The following is a 13,293-nucleotide window of genomic DNA, read 5'->3' as shown; positions in this document are numbered from 1 at the left end:
ATCATGTTCGGAAAGGCAGCTTTGCCTATCAGCGAGGACCAGGTGAATACGCTGGCTGATGCTTTGTATTTGGCCGGATCCACGGCGTTTACAATCATCACATCTGTGATCGCCTGGTATAAAAACAACTATGTCACTGACAAAGGAAAGCAGCAAAAAGAAGTTCTGAAACAAAAGGGATTAACAAAATGAGGGTGCCGGCTGGCAGCCTTTTTTATTTAAAACAAAAGAGGAGGAGTTCACATGGTTAAAGTCGTGAAAAACTTTGTGAAAGTCAATCAATATACTCGGCCAGGGTTGAAGTTGGCAGGAGTGAAAGGGATTGTCATGCACTATACGGCCACGCCTGGCGCGTCCGCACTGAATGAGCGGAATTATTTCAATGGCACATGTATCGCTGATAAACGTTACGCGTCAGCCCATTATTTTGTGGACCGTAAAGAAGCCCAACACATCATCCCTGAAAATGAAGTTGCGTACCATGCACATGATAAAAACCGCTGTTATGTGAGTTTCCTTAAACCGAACGCAAATACAACAGCGATTGGCGTTGAAATGTGTGTCGAAAAAGACGGCAAGATTCACAGTGATACAGTTCGGAATGCTGCTGAATTGGTTGCCGATCTGTGCAAGCGTTACGGCCTTTCTACAAACAAAATTGTCCGCCATTACGATGTGACAAACAAAAACTGTCCGGCGCCGTGGGTGAGCGATTCAAGCCAGCTTACAGCTTTCCGGAAAAAAGTCGATAGCTTGCTTGGAAAGAAGACGGTTTCCAAAACAACACCAGATAAAAAGTCATCATCCTCAAGCAAAAAGCAAACGAGCAAAAAATACACGCTGCCGTCCGGCATCTATAAAGTGAAAAGCCCGCTGATGAAAGGAACGGCTGTCCGTCAGATTCAAGAGGCTTTAGCGGCTGTATATTATTATCCAGACAAAGGTGCCAAAAATAACGGCATAGATGGCTATTACGGGCCGAAAACGGCAAACGCGGTCAAACGGTTCCAACTGATGTACGGGCTGTCTGCCGACGGTATTTACGGACCGAAGACAAAGGCGAAACTTGAATCTCTGTTAAAGTAAAGAAAATTTTTTGGCGATATTCAAAATTCTTTTATGCACAATAAAAACCCCCAAATGGGGGTTTTTTTAAATGAAACTGAATATGACGTATATCGCAACTTCAGCTACAAGTAAATAAATCATATACCTTGCATATCTATACACATCATCGTCATCAGCACTTTTTTTACTTTTAAATGTCCATGCAAATAAACCTAAAACGGTTAACGCTAAGATGACTTCAACTATTGTTAATGGAGACATTTTTACCACTTCCCTCGACATTTCCATCCATAGTATCCCAACTCTATTGCAAGAGACGCTGCATTAACTTTCATCCCAGATTTAATCAAAGTTTTGAACATTAATCTTGCGGCTAAATCATACTGCTTAGTTTTGATATATGTAAAGATAGCACCATTTAAAAATTGACGCGCTATATTTCCATAACTACCAATCATTTTGTTTACAACACATTTACCAAAAGCAGTTGCACTAGCAACCTGAAAACTAGACTTCTGAAAAGAAGAGTCTGACGCCATTAACTCTTTTAGTTTCAAGGCAGCGGGATCACCCTCCAACACTTTTTGATCAAACAATTCCTTGTTTTTAATAACATAACCATCATTAGTTAGTTCCCCAACTTCTTCGAAGTAAAACTTTAATATTTCCTCTAATTCCTTTTCTGAATAATCACCAGAATCGGAATAGATTTTAACCTGGGAATTCGGCAATTCGCTTGCCTGTGAAATTTGAGGTACAGCAAAGGTTACTAATAAGAAAGCTGTTAGCAATAGGATAAATGGTTTACAGACTCTTTTAGCTATCGTCTCCACTTTTCTCTCTCCCTTATAATGTATTTGGTATTGTATAGATTACCATAAAATGAGTGGTGATGCCTCTGAATATTGAAAAATAGTAAAAAAGATACATTTCAAAAGCGGGAACTTGAATCTGGTCAATAATGATTTTAATACGAAAATACGTTCCCTTTCTATAGAAAAAGAAACACATGTTTGGTATAATTATCATAGGTAAAACAAACCAATGAAGGGGGATACTATGAAAAGAACCGAACAAATATTAGAAGCTATAGACGAATTAACTAAAGAAAAAGGTTTTCCGCCCTCTGTTAGGGAAATAGGCGAAAGGGTTGGTTTAAAATCTTCAAGCACAACAAAAGGTCACCTTGACCGATTGCGTAAAAAGGGGCTTGTTGATTGGGAAGAAGGTAAGCCAAGAACGTTACATCTATTATATAAAGAAAAAGCCACCATCTAACGATTGGTGGCATTGTTATTTTTGATACCTTAAATAGACAATTGTATAGACTACTTAAACAAATTTCTAAATAATTTGCCAGTTGCTTTACCGGAAGCGCGGCGAGCTATACGCTTTCCGATAGTTCCGTTTTTCACTGCGTTGACATCCCCCAAAATCTTGGCCGACTTGTATAAAAATGATCTGATTTTGTTGATACTCATTTTTCCTCGTCCCTTTTGTGTTGGTGATTTTATTATAACAAAATTCGATATACGTCTGTCTGTAATACAGAAAAATTTCTCGGAATTTTTTTGCACAAATTTTGCACAAGAATTATTAAAAACCTTGGTATAATAGTGTTTATAGAGGATTGTTATACGTCCTCCGAGCGCGTTTTCAAGACAAGGGTTTGGCATTAGCCGCCCTTGTTTTTTTGTGAACACTTTAGTCGTATTTGACTCACCGGAAGCATATATCAATTGGAGTTACTCGTGATAACTAGACGAAGGGGCGGGGTTAAATGGACAAAAAACATAATTATTTTATACCATCAGGGCTGTTGATTGGGTTAGGCATTGGGATATTATTCGACCATCCGGCGCCGGGGCTTTTGATCGGCCTCGGGGCGGGGATCTTGTTGTCTGCTGTTATGCCGAAACGAAACGGAGAGTGAGCTTGTAATGGCTCGCTTTTTTTGCGCTTTCAGAAAAAAGGCGGCTGTTTGGCCGCCCGTTGTTGTTTAATGTTTAATCGTGGATTGAACGCATATGTTTGATCTTTAGATTTTCAAAGACGGCCGTTCCATTTTCGGTAAAGAGCGTGATACCTGTATCATTCAGGTCGGGAAATGCAAGGTTTGAGTGCGTCGTTTCGCCGTCATCAATAAACGCTTCGACAGTGTTTTGATCTACGATGATTGTGAAATGCACCCGCTTTTTTTCCGGATCAAACGGTGCTTTGCTTTCCAAATAGGTACGGGTGCTGTCAGGCTGTCCCGTAAATCCTCTGTTCACAAAAGAATATCCGCCTTCTGCGGAAATTCCTACATCGATATGGCGTTTTCGATCAGCGGATTCTCTAAGCCTGAATCCCGCGTTTTTAAGATCGGCCCACGAGATATCCGCCTCAAGCTGATAGGTATTTGCCTTAATCTGAAGCGTTTTTGATCCGTTAACTTCGATGCGCTCAAACTCATCTGTCGATTCGGTTAATTTATCCAATTGATCGATTGGATGAGAGGCAAGGCTGTATTGATTTCCGCCTTTTTGTTTAAGCTGAATTTGCCGGACGATCGAATCGGTTCCATTAAAGCCGTCTTTCCATGTCGGCGTCCGGTTTGCATAATCCCAGTTATTCATCCACGCCAAAGCATAGCGTTTCCCGTACGGATCGTTTGTTTCGCCGTCCTCAAATGTCACGCCCGCATACCAGTCAAAGCCGTAATCAAGCCACTGGGGTTCCGCTTCGTCCGCCGTAAATTCGTTGCCGTTGAAGCTACCTGTCCAGTATGCATAAGTATTCGGCTTGCCGGCACCTTTCCCGTTTGCGCTTGCTCCGAGAACCCATTTATATGTTCCGTCATCCGCCCGCATCTTGAATAGATCCGGACATTCGATGATGCCGATATTTTCTGTTTGGAAACTACTTGTATAACGCCATTCCTTCAAATTTTGTGATTCGTAAAAGCCGATTTTCGTTCCTTCAGCCAGCGCCATCACCCATTTATCATCCTCTTCATCCCAGATCACTTTCGGATCTCTGAAATCGACGGTGTCCGGATTAGGCAAGACCGGCTCTTCACCGTAAGGCTTAAATGTTTTTCCGCCATTTTGGCTGTACCATAAAAATTGTTCTTCCTTCCCGTCATTGGCCGAAGGCTGCGTCATAATCGCCACGATCGCCCCTTTGCCGAAGCCGGCTGTGTTTTGTGAGTCGACAACGACAGAACCGGACCAAGGATCGCCGTTTTTATTCGTATATTTCGGAATGGCAACTCCTTGATCCTGCCAGTGGACGAGATCGTCTGACACCGCGTGGCGCCACTCTGTCCCATTGCCGTCCGGATAGTCCCGGTTATAGAGGTAGTAGTAATGATATTCTCCATTGAAATAGACGGGCTTTTGAGGGTCGTTTTTCCATTTGTCAGGGGTTGTCAAATGGAAAGCCGCGCGATATTCCGGTGTTTCCGGGGATTCTCCCTTTTTTTCTGTTTCCCGGTCTGAAGCCAATATCATGATGAAGATTCCAAGACAAACAGTTAAAATGCTAACCCGCTTATATACTGTCTTCTTCAAGAAAATTCCCCGCTTTATTCTAAGATGACACACGAAAGAAAATGCCGATGTTCACCGGCATTTTCTTTCGTTCGTTTTATTAGTTTACCGTTAATTGTCCCTGTTCAAGAATGCTGTTTTTGACAACGGATGTTTTTGATCCTTTGACTTTCAGCAAAAAGCTTGGTGCAAATGTGGCGTGATGCTCGTTTGAAATTCCTCTGTTTGTGATGTAGCTCGTGATGACGACTTTGTCGCCTTTTTTCTGCGGTACGGCAAAGTGTGAATAAGTAAATGTGATGTCATTGTAATCAAGGTCCATGTGCAAAACAAGTCCGGATTTGTTTAAAGGCTTGAATGGCCCGGTTAGTGAATCTGATACATAGCCGAGCATATAAATGTCTTTTGCACCAATGCCGTCAATTGTCATTTTTGATCCTCTTGAATCTGTGAACAGATACCATTTTCCGTTCATTTTGAAGAGGTTGGCCCGTTCGATTTCATCAGTCACCGTATTGGAGGCGATCAAAGGCTTCATGACTTTTTTCAGCGTATAATCGTTATTTAATTCGATGATGCCGAGTGCGCCGTTAGCCAATGAAGCGTTCTTTTTGTTCGCTCCTTGAAGCAGCTTGCTGCTTTCTTCTCTAAAGAATTTCTTGCTGCCTCCATAGTAAGTTCTGTTGAATAGAGAGTCTTCTCCTTGATAGCCGGTTTTTGTTCCCGTATTGGCTTCAAACACGAGATATTTGCGGCCGTGATCTTCCACATAATGCGGATCTCTCAGCGTATGGTTGTCGCCGGAGCTGTAGTTTCCTTCGTCAATGAATTGCTGAACGTTTTGGTACACTGAGCCGTCAGCGCCGTCAAAGACTGATTTATGATCTTCTACACCGTCAATTTTCAGTGTGTCCGAATCCGGCTGAGTGAAATTGACCTGCGCCGTTGTCAGCGTTTGTTTGCCGTATTGCGTGCCGGAGAAAGCTGTGTAGAACAGTCGGACTTTTCCGTCTTTTGTCAGCGTGGCGGACCCTGACCACTCTTGTGTTTGATACTTAATGTACGGATCGTCAGGAGTGAATTTGTCGCTGTCTTTAAACACTCTGCCGGCGTTTTTCCAGCTGTCGATGGAAGTTTCGCCTTTCTTTTGATAGAACAAGTAGATGGATGTGTCATCGACGTCTTTCGGGTCGCCCGCCAACGCGAAGACAAGATTGTAGCCGTGGTATGTAGCGACTGTTCCGTCGGCATTTTGCAGCGGCCAGCTGTCCCATACGTCTAAATCGATCAGTTCTCCATTTTTGTTATAACCTTTTGCTGAAGGGATGTTTTTGATGGTTTTCGGATCGAATTGAGGAACTTTAAATTGTTCACTCTTTTGCTGTTCGGGAATTTTCAGCATGTCATGTCTTGTAATATGAGAAAATCCGTAGCTCTTCTTGTAATCTTGCTTTTCTTTTGCAAAGGTTTGCGGCGCGCCTCCCGCAAGCAGAGCTGCTGCGACGGTTAAGGCTGACGCTTTTTTAACGATGTTTTTGATGTTCATCAATATTTCCTCCCTTTTTCAATATGTAACAGATTGTTCCTGACAACATGAACGTTTCCAATCATCCCTCCTAACTGCGGCATTGACCTGAAGAACAGAAAAAAGACCTAAAATGTGCAAGGTCATATAGGCAAAAGATAGACTTCGCCCTTCACACATTTTAGGTCTTGCCTGCTTAACAGTAACAATCCCGACAATATTGAATTACCATCATTCTAATATACTCATCTCTGGGACTCAACTGGTCTAAGTGCCTCTTTTCTCATACATTTTTTTGAAAATGACATCAATTTTAAGCGAAAAGACACCTTTTTTATATGAATCTATAGTCTGTATAAGCAGGAAATCGTCAATCGTTGAAATCAATATACAGCGGTATACTTTCCCAAAACGCATCCGGAATTCCAAGCTTCTGCTGATCATGTCTTGACAGGGTTGTTTGAATATCGTCCTCTTTTCCGGCTTGAACTTTTTGAAGCCATTCCGGATCCATCAGAAGTCCCCGACCGATTCCGACGAGATCGGCTCCTGTTTTTAGCGCTTGAACGGCATCTTCCGGTGTGCGTACTTTCCCGGCTCCGATCAGAGGGAGACGGTCCCCGACCGCTTCTTTGATCAGTTCCATCCGCGTGCGGGATTTGTCTGCACCACGGCGCGGCAAGGACCGGAAATCAATGAGAGAAACGTGCAGGTAGTCCAATGCTTGTTCCCGCAGTACATTGACGAAAGGCAACGTTTCAGCCATTGTGATTCCGGGCGTTTCCGGCTCTTCGGGCGAAAATTTGTAGCCGATGATAAAAGATGGTTTATGGCAGCTATCCGCTACGCGTCTGATTTCTTCTATAATCTGAAGCGGAAACCTCATCCGTTTCTCTAAAGTGCCGCCCCAGCTGTCATTGCGCCGGTTGTAATAAGGAGAGAAGAACTGATGGATGAGAAACCCGTTTGCGCCGTGAATTTCGACTCCGTCAAACCCGGCTTCTATCGCTCTTCGCGCCGCCTGGCCGAAAGAATGGATAAGGTCTTGAATTTCTTGCTCAGCCAGTGCCCTCGGCACCGGTGCATTCGGTTGATTCGGAGCGACGGCGCTGGCGCTTACTGTTCGTTCTTTACCTTTGGCTCCGGAATGGAAGAGCTGCAGGATTGCTTTTGCTCCGTGTTTCTTTAAAGTGGCTGCAAGCCGGGTTAGTCCCGGGATTTGATCATCGTTCTCAGCTCCGGGAATGCCGGGAAATCCGGTTCCGGGCTGTACGGTTGTCGCAGATGTGATGACCATCCCGACATCTGTCGCCCGCGCGGCATAATAGACGAGTTCGTCGTCAGAAATGAATCCTCCCGGCATAGAGGATGAATGCCCCATTGGCGGCATGATGATTCTATTTTTCAATTGGATGCCGTTTTTAAAAGTAAAGGGTGTGAATAAAGAATCGTATTGTTTTTTCATGTTTTTCCTCCTTTTGATATAACCATAGCAACCACCGTGAGGCTCCACAAGAACGCAATTTTTTTATATATGCTTTATAAAAATAAACCGTAAGATCATTCTCTTGAATGCTTTGGTGTCCATATGGTAGGATCAAGTCAAAATTGGCGAATGAGGCAATGGAGGAATTGCTATGAATTCAGCTGTCGATCATAAAGAATGCTCTTCTTTAATACAGGATGTATTGAAAATTTTCTCTGGTAAATGGTCATTTTTAGTTCTCGCCGAACTCATTCAGGGGAAGCGGCGATTCAACGAGCTCAGAAGGAACTTGGGAAACGTCAACACGAAAGGATTAACTGACACATTAAGACATCTTGAAGAAAGCGGTATGATTTCCCGGAAGGTGTTCCCGACGGTTCCTGTTACTGTTGAATATGAATTAACAGAAAAAGGTGAAGCGTTCCACAGCATTTTTAAAGAGATGGCCGCGTGGGGGGAAAAGTGGCTGGATGAACGTGCATGATAGCCGAACAAATAACGAAACCCGACTTTTCAGAGTCGGGTTTTTTTCGATTTAAAATGATTTCAAAACATGATTTCTATATGTTTTCGCGCTTTCGGCAAGCTCGTTTTCGCCGGTTGAACCCGCCCCGTAAAACACGTACGGAGGAAGGTATGTAGTACCGATGAAGTTGCTTGTCGCCTGAAAAGGGCGTAACAGTTCGCTGATCGTATAGTGATTTGACCCGCCTGCCTGATAGGCTTCTTCGGGAGCGCCCGCCGATACAGCGACCATGAATTCTTTGCCGTGAAGCGCTGTGCCGTTTGTTCCGTATGCCCAGCCGTAGAGAAAAACGTGGTCCAACCATTTTTTTAAGAGCGGCGGCGAGCTGTACCAATAAAGCGGAAACTGGAAGACGATCCGATCGTGTTCTTCACAAAGTTTTTGTTCTTTTTCCACATCAATGGCCTCGTCAGGATATTCCTGATAAAGGTCGCGGAATGTAATACCGGGTGCGACTTTCAATGTGTCTGCAAAGGCTCTGTTCACAACTGACTGCTCCATATTCGGATGAAATGCGAGCACCAATACTTTCATGATTCCATCTCCTTCTTCCATTTTATTCATCTTAACGAACAGCCGGCCTGGATTCAACAAAAACGCTTCGTCCCCATTCAAGGAAGAATCGGGCCGTGACAAAGGTCTTGATATAAGCCGCAAGACACAGAATTGCATGCCTTGGAGGAAGATGCGAAAGGTCAAAATCCGAGTTTCTTCATTTATATTTAAACATAAGCAAAAAGTCTCTTAAAGACTGCCATGAAAAAATAAGGCAAACAGGTGAAAACGGAGCTATAGACATGGATCATCATGAACGGGCAATATCTATTAATGCGATTATTCCGAATTTTCGGCAAGTTGAAATGGAAATGTGGATCTATATCCTGATGAATGGTTCAAGTCAAAAGCTCCCGTTATCTTCTAAAAATCAAATATGAATGCAGGATGAATTAATGGTTTTTTGTTCTCATCAAAAACGCTTCTACTTCTTTGACGGTTAATCCCATTTCTTTGGCCTCCAGCATAAGGGCTCTCCATTCTTCGATATTAGCTTGGGTCAGCTCCCTGTTTCGATAAAGCGTCCGTTCTTTCTTTTTCTGCTTGAGGCGGTGTGTGAATTGAAACAGTTCTTCCTGGTTCATCCCCGCCTGCACGGCCTGTACAAGGTGGGTTCTCCACTCGTCTTCATGCTCGGTCCGCCGATAAAGGATCACTTCGGTATCAAACAATTCCTTTAATTCCACTTTCAGCGCACGGGAGATTTTTTTCAGGAATTCGACTGACGGATTTCTGTGAACGCCGCGTTCAATTTTGCTTAAATATGATTTTGATACGCCTGCTACATCAGCAAGCTGGTTAATGGAGTAGCCTTTTCTTTTTCTGTACATTCGGATGACTCTTCCGATCATACTGATTCCTCCTCTTCCCCTTGCCATTCATATAAAAACGCTTTCCTGTTCATTATAAGAAATAATTTGTTCTTTATAAAATTCAAAAATTTAAGATATCGACAGAAAATAAAAGAAAACGAACGGAATTGTTCTCTAAAAAGAACTATATAGCTAAATTCAGCATTTTTCAATTCAAATTTTTTCTTTTATAATCCAATCATTAACAAACGGCATTCCTGAGGAGGCAGTCAAGCATGAAAGAAAATATTGATTTTAGAGAACTGATTGCAATCTTGCGAAAAAGAACGGTTCTTATTCTCGTTTTGACAATAGGTGTAACATTGACGACCGGAATCATTCAGTTCTATGTGCTGACACCTGTCTATCAGGCATCGACGCAGATTTTGGTGCATCAAGTAGGAGAGAAAAAAGGGAGTGCCACGTACAGCGATATTCAAATCAACCTGCAATACACGCGGACATTCCAAGCACTTCTAAAGAACCCGGTGATTTTGGAGCAAGTCAAGAGAGAGCTTGATTTACCTTACTCTGCCGGCCGGTTGGGTGAAAAAATCGCAACGAGCAGTGAAAGCGAATCAGAGATTATTAACATTTCAGTTCAAGATGAAAATCAGAAACGGGCAGCCGATATAGCGAACACGCTAACAGCGGTGCTCAAAAAAGAGATTAAGCAAATTATGAACACCGATCGGATAACCGTCCTTTCAAAAGCCGACATCGTCGATTCGCCGACTCCTGTCAGACCGAATTACAAAATGAATATTTTGCTGGCATTCGGCGCCGCATTAATGACCGGAATCGCTTTGGCGTTCTTTTTGGATTTTATCGATGATACGGTTGCAAGGCCGTCGCAAGTCGAAAAGGAAGCGGGATTTATTTATTTGGGAAGTATTGAGCAAATGAAGCATACAAAAAGTCTGTTCCGCGGAGACCCCGATATGAATATCCGTGTGAAAGCAGGAAGGAGTGAGCCGCTTGGCTATTAGAAAAAAACGCTCTCGCAAATATCAATCGGCGCTTGTCGCATTGCATCAGCCGAACGCGCCAATCGTCGAACAATATCGGACGATCAGGACGAACATTGAGTTCTCATCCTTTGAGAAGCCGTTTAAGTCATTGCTCATCACATCGGGTCTGCCGGGAGAGGGCAAATCATTCTCGGCTTCAAACTTGGCGGTCGTATTTTCGCAACAGGAAAAAAAGGTCCTTCTGATCGACGCGGATTTAAGAAAGCCGACGATTCACAAAATTTTTGAGCTCGATAACCATTCTGGCGTCACAAATGTATTGATGAAAAAAACGACGCTGGAAAATGTCGTGCAGCAAAGCCAGGCGGAAAATCTCCATGTGCTGACAAGCGGTCCGATACCTCCGAATCCGTCCGAGCTGTTGTCGTCGCAGGCGATGGAGGATCTGCTTGCAGAAGCGTACAACCAGTATGATTTAGTCATCTTTGATTCGCCGCCGCTTTTGCCGGTCGCAGACGCGCAAATATTGGCGAACCAAGTGGATGGAAGCATCCTTGTCATCCTCAGCGGAAAAACAAAGCTTGATAACGCGATCAAGTCGCGGGACGCGCTGAATTCTTCAAAAAGCGAACTGCTCGGCGCCGTGTTGAACGGGCGGAAAGTGAAGAAAGCGCGTCAGTATAATTACGCAACTATGTAATCTTATGAAGCGGCTGCAACCGCTTTAGGTGATGTCTCCTTGCCTTTACCGATGGAGGCACTCGGCTCTACCGTGGGCAGACTACCCGTCTGCCTTAGACGCAAGTCGTCGATGGCGGGGCGTGAGGACGGGTTAAATGCCCATTTTTATTTGATGTACGTGCTCGGTTTAAATTTGAAAATCGCCCGTATCTTTTTAGCTCATGGGATTTTGGCCTGAAAGATCCTATCAGCTAGAAAGATACATTAGGAGGTAGGAAATTGACATATCGGAGAAGGCTTTCCATTATTACCGCACTCGATTCGTACTTGGTTTTGCTGTCCATCTTTATCGGATATCAGCTGATTTCGCCATCATATGATTTATACCCTTCGGAAATGCTGCTGATGACTTCACTGATACTGCTTGGCGCTCAGCATTTATTCGCCCATTGTTTCCACCTTTACAAAAAAGTGTGGGAGTACGCAAGCATCGGTGAATTATATGTGCTGCTTAAATCGATTACCTTGTCCCATCTAGTGACGGCGGTCCTCGAACTGTTTTTCTTTCAAAACGTTCCGGTTCGCCTTTTATGTTTAAGCTGGCTGTTCCAGCTGATCTTGATCGGCGGGTCGCGGATGATGTGGCGCATCATCAGGGAACAGGTGAACAAAGAAAGCAAAGGATCTTTAAGAGCGCTTATTATCGGAGCGGGCTCTGCCGGCAGTTTGATCGCAAAACAGCTTGTGCAAAAGCCGGAATTGAACATTAAGCCCGTCGCATTTATCGATGATGACAAAACGAAATACCGGCTTGAAATCATGGGTTTGCCCGTTTTAGGCGGAAAAGAGCAGATCATGCAGGCGGTCCGGCAGTGGAATATCGACCGGATCATCATCGCCATTCCATCTTTAAGCGTCACTCAGATGCAGGACATGTACAAGGCGTGTGCGCAAACGGGGGTCAAAACGCAAATCATGCCGAAAATAGACGAAATTTTGCTCGGCAGACATCCTGTCGGCCAGCTTCGCGATGTCAAAGCGGAAGATTTGCTCGGAAGGGAGCCTGTCCAGCTTGATACAAGCGAAATCTCCAATACGGTCAAGGATCGCGTCGTTCTTGTGACGGGGGCCGGAGGTTCAATCGGCTCGGAAATCTGCCGGCAAATCAGCAAATTTAAACCGAAATCGATTGTTTTAGTCGGGCACGGAGAAAACAGCATTCATTCGATTCTGCTGGAACTGCAGGAGAAGTTCGGAAAGCATGTCGCCTATTATCCGGAAATCGCCGACATACAGGACAGAGAGAAAATGTTTTTGCTGATGGAACGCTACAAACCGAATGTCATTTATCATGCAGCTGCACACAAGCATGTGCCGCTCATGGAAAAATGCCCGAAAGAAGCTGTCAAAAACAATATCCTCGGTACGAAAAACGTCGCTGAAGCCGCCGACGAAACCGGAGTGGAAACTTTTGTCCTGATCTCGTCAGACAAAGCGGTCAACCCCGCCAATATCATGGGGGCCACGAAGCGGTTCGCGGAAATGCTGATCATGAATCTCGGCAAAACGAGCAAAACCAAATTTGTCGCTGTCCGCTTCGGAAATGTTCTCGGCAGCAGGGGAAGCGTCATTCCGATTTTCAAAAAACAAATCGCTAAAGGCGGTCCGGTCACTGTCACACACCAGGACATGACGAGGTACTTCATGACGATTCCGGAAGCTTCAAGGCTGGTTATTCAAGCGGGGGCGCTTGCCAAAGGAAGACAGATTTTCGTGCTCGATATGGGCGAACCGGTCAAAATCGTTGATCTCGCCAAAAATCTCATCCAGCTCTCAGGCTATACGACAGACCAGATCAAAATCGAATTTACAGGCATCCGCCCGGGAGAAAAAATGTACGAAGAGCTGCTGAATCAAAATGAAGTGCTGGCAGAGCAGGTTTTTCCGAAGATTCATATCGGCAAGGCGGTCGACGTCGAGTTGACGGTGCTGAAGACATTCATGGAGGAATTTATGTATTTGTCAGACCGCGAGCTGAGAGAACGCTTATTCCAAGCGATCGGCCAGCACGAGAAAAAGCTGGTGACAGCGCACTAG

14 protein-coding genes are annotated in these 13,293 nt (G+C 44.3%); 8 read left to right on the top strand and 6 right to left on the bottom strand.

The window, feature by feature from the left end; all coding sequences use genetic code 11:
* Both QMZ64_RS14600 and QMZ64_RS14595 read left to right on the top strand, forming a co-directional pair.
* On the top strand, positions 1 to 192 hold a 192-nt coding region (locus QMZ64_RS14600; RefSeq protein WP_301441398.1), incomplete at its 5' end, for a phage holin.
* Positions 193 to 243: 51 nt separating this feature from the next.
* The gene (locus QMZ64_RS14595; protein WP_043054125.1) at positions 244 to 1,086 is read left to right on the top strand and encodes a peptidoglycan recognition protein family protein; all 843 of its coding nucleotides are present in this window, start codon (positions 244 to 246) and stop codon (positions 1,084 to 1,086) included.
* 245 nt (positions 1,087 to 1,331) lie between these two features.
* Here the strand turns inward: QMZ64_RS14595 and QMZ64_RS14590 are convergent, their stop codons facing one another.
* A complete protein-coding gene (locus QMZ64_RS14590; protein WP_046129176.1) occupies positions 1,332 to 1,901 on the bottom strand; it encodes a hypothetical protein in 570 nt (189 codons plus the stop codon).
* A 226-nt stretch (positions 1,902 to 2,127) separates the two neighbouring features.
* Between QMZ64_RS14590 and QMZ64_RS14585 the strand changes: the two genes are divergently transcribed.
* Both QMZ64_RS14585 and QMZ64_RS14580 read left to right on the top strand, forming a co-directional pair.
* Positions 2,128 to 2,346, top strand: coding sequence for a LexA family protein (locus QMZ64_RS14585; protein WP_268365256.1), 219 nt, complete (start codon positions 2,128 to 2,130; stop codon positions 2,344 to 2,346).
* Between the two features lie 502 nt (positions 2,347 to 2,848).
* Complete coding sequence (locus QMZ64_RS14580; protein WP_243942026.1) at positions 2,849 to 3,001, top strand: hypothetical protein; 153 nt, start codon at positions 2,849 to 2,851, stop codon at positions 2,999 to 3,001.
* A gap of 73 nt (positions 3,002 to 3,074) precedes the next feature.
* On the opposite strand, the gene QMZ64_RS14575 is transcribed toward QMZ64_RS14580, so the two are convergent.
* The 3 genes from QMZ64_RS14575 to QMZ64_RS14565 form a co-directional block, all read right to left on the bottom strand.
* The gene (locus tag QMZ64_RS14575; RefSeq protein WP_301441397.1) at positions 3,075 to 4,622 is read right to left on the bottom strand and encodes a glycoside hydrolase family 32 protein; all 1,548 of its coding nucleotides are present in this window, start codon (positions 4,620 to 4,622) and stop codon (positions 3,075 to 3,077) included.
* Positions 4,623 to 4,701: 79 nt separating this feature from the next.
* Positions 4,702 to 6,147, bottom strand: coding sequence for a glycoside hydrolase family 68 protein (locus tag QMZ64_RS14570; RefSeq protein ID WP_265625608.1), 1,446 nt, complete (start codon positions 6,145 to 6,147; stop codon positions 4,702 to 4,704).
* Between the two features lie 349 nt (positions 6,148 to 6,496).
* Positions 6,497 to 7,591 (bottom strand): NADH-dependent flavin oxidoreductase, encoded by a 1,095-nt coding sequence (locus QMZ64_RS14565; RefSeq protein ID WP_265625609.1) that lies wholly within the window; start codon positions 7,589 to 7,591, stop codon positions 6,497 to 6,499.
* A gap of 172 nt (positions 7,592 to 7,763) precedes the next feature.
* Here QMZ64_RS14565 and QMZ64_RS14560 point away from each other — a divergent pair, with 172 nt between their 5' ends.
* Positions 7,764 to 8,096: a winged helix-turn-helix transcriptional regulator gene (locus tag QMZ64_RS14560; RefSeq protein WP_243942032.1), complete on the top strand. Its 333-nt coding sequence runs from the start codon at positions 7,764 to 7,766 to the stop codon at positions 8,094 to 8,096.
* Positions 8,097 to 8,147: 51 nt separating this feature from the next.
* On the opposite strand, the gene QMZ64_RS14555 is transcribed toward QMZ64_RS14560, so the two are convergent.
* Positions 8,148 to 8,672: an NAD(P)H-dependent oxidoreductase gene (locus QMZ64_RS14555; protein WP_265625610.1), complete on the bottom strand. Its 525-nt coding sequence runs from the start codon at positions 8,670 to 8,672 to the stop codon at positions 8,148 to 8,150.
* 413 nt (positions 8,673 to 9,085) lie between these two features.
* Complete coding sequence (gene slrR / locus QMZ64_RS14550) at positions 9,086 to 9,544, bottom strand: HTH-type transcriptional regulator SlrR (protein WP_265625611.1); 459 nt, start codon at positions 9,542 to 9,544, stop codon at positions 9,086 to 9,088.
* 236 nt (positions 9,545 to 9,780) lie between these two features.
* On the opposite strand from slrR, the gene QMZ64_RS14545 reads away from it, so the two are divergent.
* The 3 genes from QMZ64_RS14545 to QMZ64_RS14535 all read left to right on the top strand — a co-directional run bounded on the left by QMZ64_RS14545 (position 9,781) and on the right by QMZ64_RS14535 (position 13,293).
* Positions 9,781 to 10,533 (top strand): YveK family protein, encoded by a 753-nt coding sequence (locus QMZ64_RS14545; RefSeq protein WP_165428165.1) that lies wholly within the window; start codon positions 9,781 to 9,783, stop codon positions 10,531 to 10,533.
* The gene (locus QMZ64_RS14540; protein ID WP_301441396.1) at positions 10,523 to 11,215 is read left to right on the top strand and encodes a CpsD/CapB family tyrosine-protein kinase; all 693 of its coding nucleotides are present in this window, start codon (positions 10,523 to 10,525) and stop codon (positions 11,213 to 11,215) included. The genes QMZ64_RS14545 and QMZ64_RS14540 overlap by 11 nt, the downstream gene beginning before the upstream one ends.
* A gap of 260 nt (positions 11,216 to 11,475) precedes the next feature.
* Positions 11,476 to 13,293 (top strand): polysaccharide biosynthesis protein, encoded by a 1,818-nt coding sequence (locus tag QMZ64_RS14535; RefSeq protein WP_165428163.1) that lies wholly within the window; start codon positions 11,476 to 11,478, stop codon positions 13,291 to 13,293.

The sequence above is a fragment of the Bacillus sp. LB7 genome, assembly GCF_030449715.1.
Taxonomy (GTDB): Bacteria; Bacillota; Bacilli; order Bacillales; family Bacillaceae; genus Bacillus; species Bacillus paralicheniformis.
Note: the sequence above shows the minus strand (reverse complement) of the source record. Positions and strands in the feature narration are given on the sequence as shown.

Bases quoted from the DNA above. Each gene is read 5' to 3' on its own strand.
- QMZ64_RS14570 (WP_265625608.1), bottom strand. From the start codon at position 6,147: ATGAACATCAAAAACATCGTTAAAAAAGCGTCAGCCTTAACCGTCGCA.
- slrR (WP_265625611.1), bottom strand. From the start codon at position 9,544: ATGATCGGAAGAGTCATCCGAATGTACAGAAAAAGAAAAGGCTACTCC.
- QMZ64_RS14595 (WP_043054125.1), top strand. From the start codon at position 244: ATGGTTAAAGTCGTGAAAAACTTTGTGAAAGTCAATCAATATACTCGG.
- QMZ64_RS14580 (WP_243942026.1), top strand. From the start codon at position 2,849: ATGGACAAAAAACATAATTATTTTATACCATCAGGGCTGTTGATTGGG.
- QMZ64_RS14555 (WP_265625610.1), bottom strand. From the start codon at position 8,672: ATGAAAGTATTGGTGCTCGCATTTCATCCGAATATGGAGCAGTCAGTT.
- QMZ64_RS14560 (WP_243942032.1), top strand. From the start codon at position 7,764: ATGAATTCAGCTGTCGATCATAAAGAATGCTCTTCTTTAATACAGGAT.
- QMZ64_RS14585 (WP_268365256.1), top strand. From the start codon at position 2,128: ATGAAAAGAACCGAACAAATATTAGAAGCTATAGACGAATTAACTAAA.
- QMZ64_RS14545 (WP_165428165.1), top strand. From the start codon at position 9,781: ATGAAAGAAAATATTGATTTTAGAGAACTGATTGCAATCTTGCGAAAA.
- QMZ64_RS14565 (WP_265625609.1), bottom strand. From the start codon at position 7,591: ATGAAAAAACAATACGATTCTTTATTCACACCCTTTACTTTTAAAAAC.